Source organism: Methylobacterium sp. Leaf106 (assembly GCF_001422895.1).
Classification (GTDB): Bacteria; Pseudomonadota; Alphaproteobacteria; order Rhizobiales; family Beijerinckiaceae; genus Methylobacterium; species Methylobacterium bullatum.
This window is the reverse complement of sequence record NZ_LMNB01000026.1, coordinates 1-5,996: the sequence shown is the minus strand read 5'-3', so window position 1 is coordinate 5,996 and position 5,996 is coordinate 1. Positions and strand designations below refer to the sequence as shown.

Below are 5,996 nucleotides of genomic sequence, written 5' to 3'. Positions count from 1 at the left end.
GGGGTTCTCTCGGGTTCGGGGTTGGTCGTCGCAACCCGACCCTACCCGGCAACCGCCGATGACCACCCTGAAGCTACACCACACCCTGGGACACGACCAGAACAGACTCTGGTTATGAACGGGGGCAAACAGGGGGCAAGGTCAGCTCGCTCTGGTGGTCGAAAACCATCCGCACGGCACGTTCGCGGACTTCGGGAGAATACGGTGGGGTTCGCTTCGTCATGGCTCCATCTTCTCAAAAATTGGAGCCTCCAGGAAACCCGGGGCGGTTCAAACGTTCGCTTGGCTGAACCGTTGCCGACGCCTCGCCAAGGACTGGGAATGCCACAGCCGAAAGGCTTTGGCCTTCCTCCATTGGGCTTCCGTCCGCCTCATGATCCGAAAACTCTGCCAAACCTCATAATGATCCCGGACAGATGGGGTGATTGGGGTCACGCCGTGATTTCACTGAAGGCGGCTGCTCCTATCGAGATGTGAGATCGTGGTCGACGTCGGATCGCCACAGCATCAGGAAGGAGCAGCCATGACGTACTTTGCCGGACTCGACGTCTCCCTGGAAGAGACCGCGATCTGCGTGGTCGATGAGACGGGTCGGATTATCAAGGAGCTGCGGGCTGCCAGCGAGCCTCCCGCCCTCATCGCTGCCCTGACGGGGCTCGGCCTTCCCCTGGAGCGCATCGGCCTGGAGGCGTGCTCACTGACGGCGTGGTTGCACGACGAGCTTCGGACAGCGGGTCTACCGGCGGTCTGCATCGAGACGCGGCTCGCCAACGCGGCCATGAAGACGATGCCCAACAAGACCGACCGCAACGATGCCCGCACGCTTGCTCAGATCATGCGCACAGGCTGGTACCGGCAAGTTCACGTCAAGTCGCGTCAGTCCCGGCTCTGGCGTTCTCTGCTGGTGGCGCGGCGCACCGTGCTCAACGAGATGCGAGCCATCGAGAATGTGGTGCGGGCGATCCTGCGCGAGGGCGGGATCAAGCTCGGCACCCCGGCCCGCGCGGCCTTTGCCGGGCGGGTGCGCGAGATGGCGGGCGACGATCCCCTTATCCTGCCGCTCGTCACGCCGCTGCTGGCGATCCTGGCCACGATGCTGGAGCAGCTCAACCGGCTGACCCGGCAGGTCCTCGTCATCGTGCGCGGCGAGGCGGCCTGCCGGCGGCTGATGAGTGTGCCGGGCGTCGGCCCGATCACCGCGCTGGCCTTCCGCGCCACCATCGATCAGCCAGAGCGGTTCCGACATTCCCGGAACGTCGGAGCGCATCTCGGCCTGACACCGTCTCGCTATCAGTCGGGCGAGACCGACATCCAGGGCAAGGTCAGCCGCTGCGGCGACGAACTGGCCCGTACCGCGCTCTACGAGGCGGCCCATTCCCTGCTGACGCGCTCGCGCAAATGGTCGAGCCTGCGCGCCTGGGGGATGCAGGTCGCCAAACACCGTGGCATGGCGCGGGCCCGCGTGGCGGTTGCGCGCAAGCTCGCCGTCATCCTCCATCGGATGTGGAGCGACGGGATCGAGTTCCGCTTCGGCAAGGAGCCGACAGCGGCCGTCGCAGCCGCCTGATCGAGATACGCCTGCTGAAGCGAATTGGACGACGGCAAGCCAGACTTCACCCGCGAGGGTGACCCGGATCGTTCCCGTGGGGACGATGGGTGAGGCGATCTCGTTGAGAGTCCCGAACCGGTCCGCGTCAGCAGACCAGGTCGTTAAACAGATTGAGACGCCTCGCTCTCCTGACCCCATCATGCGGCGGCTTCGCGCCGACAGCGAAGAGAAGCGCGTGACCCGCGGGAGCGATACAGCCGGGCCCAGAAAACATCGATCAGGAGAAGATTGCCTCACGAACCCCAATCAGAGAAGACTCTGAGAAGACTTGGCGTCTCCCGTAGGCCCATACTCCTGCGCTCGGACCAGGCAACATCTTCGAGAAGAGCCCCGCTCCAACCTGTTTTGTAAAACAGGAGCGGATCGAAACTTTCAAATTCGCTCGCAGCACATCACAAATTAATCGAATTCATCAAATAATGATCCTTGCTGTTTATTGCAGTATAATTTGAAATTATGCAAAATAATTGACCTGGAAATTATTAACCAGTCATTTGTTCGAACAATAGGCCGTGTGGACATCATTTAACCGGGAGTGTGTCTTTTATAGACTTTTGTGTTCGGCCTTTTTACCCATAAATCGGGCGGCAGGAACGCTTGAGACAGTGCAAGGGTAGAACAGTCAGGGTCTTAAGAAGATCAGATCCGCACATGAAACAGACAATCCAAGATATTGGCCGGCGCTTCGAAGCAGTCTTTCCGCAACGCTGCCAGCCGCGGCGGCCACTGACGCGGGCCACCGGCAGAAACCTGCTCAAATGCTCAAAGTATAACATTCAAAAATAAAGCATAAACGCCGCCTGCCCCGCTCGTCGTTTCCGTAGTTTTCTCGTCGTTTGGAGACCAGCCTATGTCGTTGAAGTCCTTGCTGCGATGCGCAGTCTTTACACTTGCGTCGGTATGCACCGCGCTTCCAACGGTCGTTCAGGCTGAGGACGGTCCTTTCGCGGTCACTACGGGGTCGTACCGTTTCGCCGGTCGGGACGAGCCGCTCGTCGCCACCGACCGCAAGGTCGATCTCTGGGCCGAGGTCTACAGGCCCACGAAATTGTCCGGTGGACCGCTCCCGGTCGCGGTATTCCTCCACGGCAACCACGGCACTTGCGGCAAATTCGACAAGGAACTCCAGGTCCGTGTCGATTCCGGGGCTACCTATACGGATACGGGCAAGTGCGGGGCGGGCGAGGTCGTGGTGCCGAACCATCTTGGCTACGAGTACCTGGCCAAGCAACTCGCCTCGTGGGGGTACATCGTCGTCTCCATCAACGCGAACCGCGGCATCACTGCTGGCATTGGTAGCGAGGGGGATTGGGGACTCAACTTGATGCGCGGCCGGCTCATCTTGCGTCATCTGGCGCTCTTGTCCGACTGGAACAGCGGGGTCGGCAAGATCCCGGTGCCGGAGACGCTCAAGTTCAAGCCGCTCGGAACGATGGATCTGTCGCAGGTCGGCCTGATGGGGCACAGCCGCGGTGGCGAGGGGGCCCGCGCGGCGATCCAGCAGTTTCGCGACGCGGCCAGTCCCTACCCGGCTCTGATCCGTGGCCTATCGATCAAGTCGGTCTTCGAGATCGGCCCTGTCGATGGTCAGACTGACCGTGTCCTCGACGCAGACGGGGTCAACAGCATGATCCTGCTGCCCGCCTGTGACGGTGACGTTCTGAACCTCCAGGGCTTGAAGGTCTTCGACCGCACCTTCCTGACCAGGAAGCCGGACGCGTCGAAGACGTTCCACGGCACCGTCTATGTTTGGGGCGCCAACCATAACGCCTACAACACCGAATGGCAGACGTCGGATTCGCCGGGCTGTTCCGGCACCGACGCCCTCTTTCAGCCGGCCGGTCGCTCCAAGCCGCAGCAACTGACGGCTGTTCAGACCTTGATCCCCTTCTTCCGCGCCACGGTCGGCGCCAAGGCGGACCCGTCGCTGGCAGCGCAGTTCGACCCGGCCAACTCACTGCCGTCGCCCCTCCTCGACATTACCAATGTCGATCGAGGTTACCTGCCGGCACCGGTGGGCGCCGCTGTGCAGAAACTCGAGACGTTCTCACAGCAGACCGGCAAGAGCGACAGCGGCATCCCCACCACGACCAGAGGTGTTGAGGTGGTGCATCAGCGCCCTGGCAGTACCGAGTGGTGGTTCGAGCACGAGCCGGAAGCCCGGGTCGCGACCGTGTCGTGGACCGCAGATTCCAATCTAAGTAAGTTGTTTCAGGTGAATTTCCGCCCGGCCAAGGACATGTCGGCGTTCAAGACCTTGTCGTTCCGCACCACGTTGCGCTGCTCCGGCGAGATCTGCGATTTCCCTGCTTCGGCCGACGGCGAGCTTACTTTTGGCGTACGGCTTCTAGACGGCAACGGCCAGTTATCGAGGACATATCTCACCAGCCGGGCCTTGCGCATCAGCCGGCCGGTCGGAATGTCGGATACTCTTCACCCAATTCTGTACACCGTCCAAATTCCGCTGTCGGCTCTGAGCGGGGTAGACCTGAGTCAGATCACGGCGCTACGCTTTACCTTCCATGACCAAAAGATCGGTACCGTGGATATTGGCGACGTGATGCTGTTGAAATCCGATCCGGCGCCTGCACAGGCCATTGCCCAGAGCTCTGCAAAGAGCCCTACGGCTTGGATGGCCGCCGCCAAAGTTCAGGCGACCTCCATGCCTCCGCACGATCCCGCGGCCGACGCCAACACCATGACGATCGTGCGCAAGCCCTCTTCCGCTCGGGCGATCTCCGCAGGGGCATCGCGCAGTGCACCGATGGTCGACATCGTGGTCACTTCGAAGCGGCCATTTCCTTTTACCAACGCCTCTCCCCGGTTCACGGTGGGTAACAAGACCATCCCCGGCGGCACGATCGGGCCTGACGGCAAGACGATGACGATCAGCATCCCCGAGGCGACATTCAACGAGCTTCCGACCGGTGCTGACGTCTCGCTCTCTCTCCTGGCAAGTGCTCCCCCTTGGAAGTTCGGGCCGCTTAAAAAGTAGGTCGTCAGATATTTGGTAATTGAGGACAAAATCGAGGGTATTCACAATGTAGTATTGTGAATACCCTCGATTTAATGCTTTGTAGGATTGAGAAAAATTCTAGTTTATCAAAATTATATACCCGCAAGACTGAATGGGTGGCCTGAAAGTTTGCTTACCTTGTTGCGAGAACCTTGCCGGTTTTGAGTCGCACCAACCCGGCCGCCGACGCGGTGGTCCGCCTCGCCGATATGGGCGTCGAGCCCTACCTCATCGCCGCGAGCCTGCGCGGCGTCCTCGTCCGGTGCCTGTGCGAGCGGTGCCGCCGGCCGACTCCCGAGCGCGCCGCCGAGGTGCTCGACCTGTACCGCGCCCGCGGGCTGACCGCGCCGGAAGGGACCGACTATCACCGCGCGGTGGGGTGCCCCACCTGCGGCGGCAGCGGCTTCCACGGCCGCGCGCGCCGACCTCCTCGCCGAGTCCTGGTCCGCAGTTGAGCGTTGCTTTCCGCCCGAGGCGGTACTGCGGCGCAGCCTCGAGCTTCCGGCCACGGCGCGCCTCTATCTCGGCCCGATCCTGGCGCACCGCCTGGAACGCCTGACGCCGTGGCGCCCCGACCGGATCCTGTACGGTTACCGCGTGGTCCACGAGGAGGCCGAGACGATCGGCGTCGAGTTCGCGGCCGTCCCGAACCACATCGCCGCCGGCCGTCGATCCGCCATTGAGGCCCTCGGCCTCGGCCTGACCGCGCTGGTGCCATCCGAGCGTGCCTGCCGCCAGCAGGGTCGTCGGCACAAGCCCCTGCTCGACGTCGGTCGCCAACTCGCCCTGCAGGCGCGCCGCTGGGTGCCGGAGCGCGACCTCGTGCCGGTGGGCGACGGCGGCTTCTCGGCCCTCAGGTTCCTCGACGCGATGCGCCGCAGCCACGTCACCGCCATCACCCGCCTGCGGCTCGACGCGGTCTGATCCTCCCCTGGTTTCACGGACACCTCTGATACGCTCGTTATGGGCGGGGAAGGTGTTTGATGGCCAAGACGAGACGCGAGTTTGCTTCGCTGCACCTTTGGTGTCACGCCAGAGTTCAAACGCGAGGCGGTGGCCCTGCNGGGCGGGGAAGGTGTTTGATGGCCAAGACGAGACGCGAGTTTGCTTCGCTGCACCTTTGGTGTCACGCCAGAGTTCAAACGCGAGGCGGTGGCCCTGCTAGAAAGCAGCGGGCGGCCGCAGATGCAGATCGCGGCCGAACTCGGGATCCAACCGTCGATGCTGAGGCAATGGCGCACGGCGCTGATGGGCGGCTGCCCGCCACCGCGGCCAGCGGGATTGCCAGGAACCGCGCCGATGAGCCCGGTGTCATCGCGGTCCGATCAGGCGGCCGAGATTGCCCGTCTGCGGCGTGAACTCGACCGGACG

Annotated in this window: 4 protein-coding genes and 2 pseudogenes; all 6 read left to right on the top strand. The window is 62.7% G+C overall.

What is annotated here, in order from left to right:
- Window positions 1-271: 271 nt before the first annotated feature.
- Window positions 272-403 (top strand): annotated as a pseudogene (locus ASF34_RS22840) (IS5/IS1182 family transposase); the annotation flags it as partial.
- Window positions 404-523: 120 nt separating this feature from the next.
- Entirely contained in the window at window positions 524-1,567 is a 1,044-nt protein-coding gene (locus tag ASF34_RS15455; protein ID WP_056162171.1) for an IS110 family transposase, read from the top strand.
- 892 nt (window positions 1,568-2,459) lie between these two features.
- Window positions 2,460-4,604, top strand: a complete 2,145-nt coding sequence (locus ASF34_RS15450; RefSeq protein WP_056162170.1) for a hypothetical protein — start codon at window positions 2,460-2,462, stop codon at window positions 4,602-4,604.
- 173 nt (window positions 4,605-4,777) lie between these two features.
- A complete protein-coding gene (locus ASF34_RS15445) occupies window positions 4,778-5,080 on the top strand; it encodes an ATPase, T2SS/T4P/T4SS family (RefSeq protein WP_156465741.1) in 303 nt (100 codons plus the stop codon).
- 142 nt (window positions 5,081-5,222) lie between these two features.
- Window positions 5,223-5,549, top strand: coding sequence for a hypothetical protein (locus ASF34_RS15440; RefSeq protein ID WP_056162167.1), 327 nt, complete (start codon window positions 5,223-5,225; stop codon window positions 5,547-5,549).
- Window positions 5,550-5,707: 158 nt separating this feature from the next.
- Window positions 5,708-5,996, top strand: a pseudogene (locus tag ASF34_RS15435) (transposase); the annotation flags it as partial.

What these genes read in the sequence shown, in the direction of transcription:
- ASF34_RS15455 (WP_056162171.1), top strand. Translation starts at nt 524, where the DNA reads ATGACGTACTTTGCCGGACTCGACGTCTCCCTGGAAGAGACCGCGATC.
- ASF34_RS15450 (WP_056162170.1), top strand. Translation starts at nt 2,460, where the DNA reads ATGTCGTTGAAGTCCTTGCTGCGATGCGCAGTCTTTACACTTGCGTCG.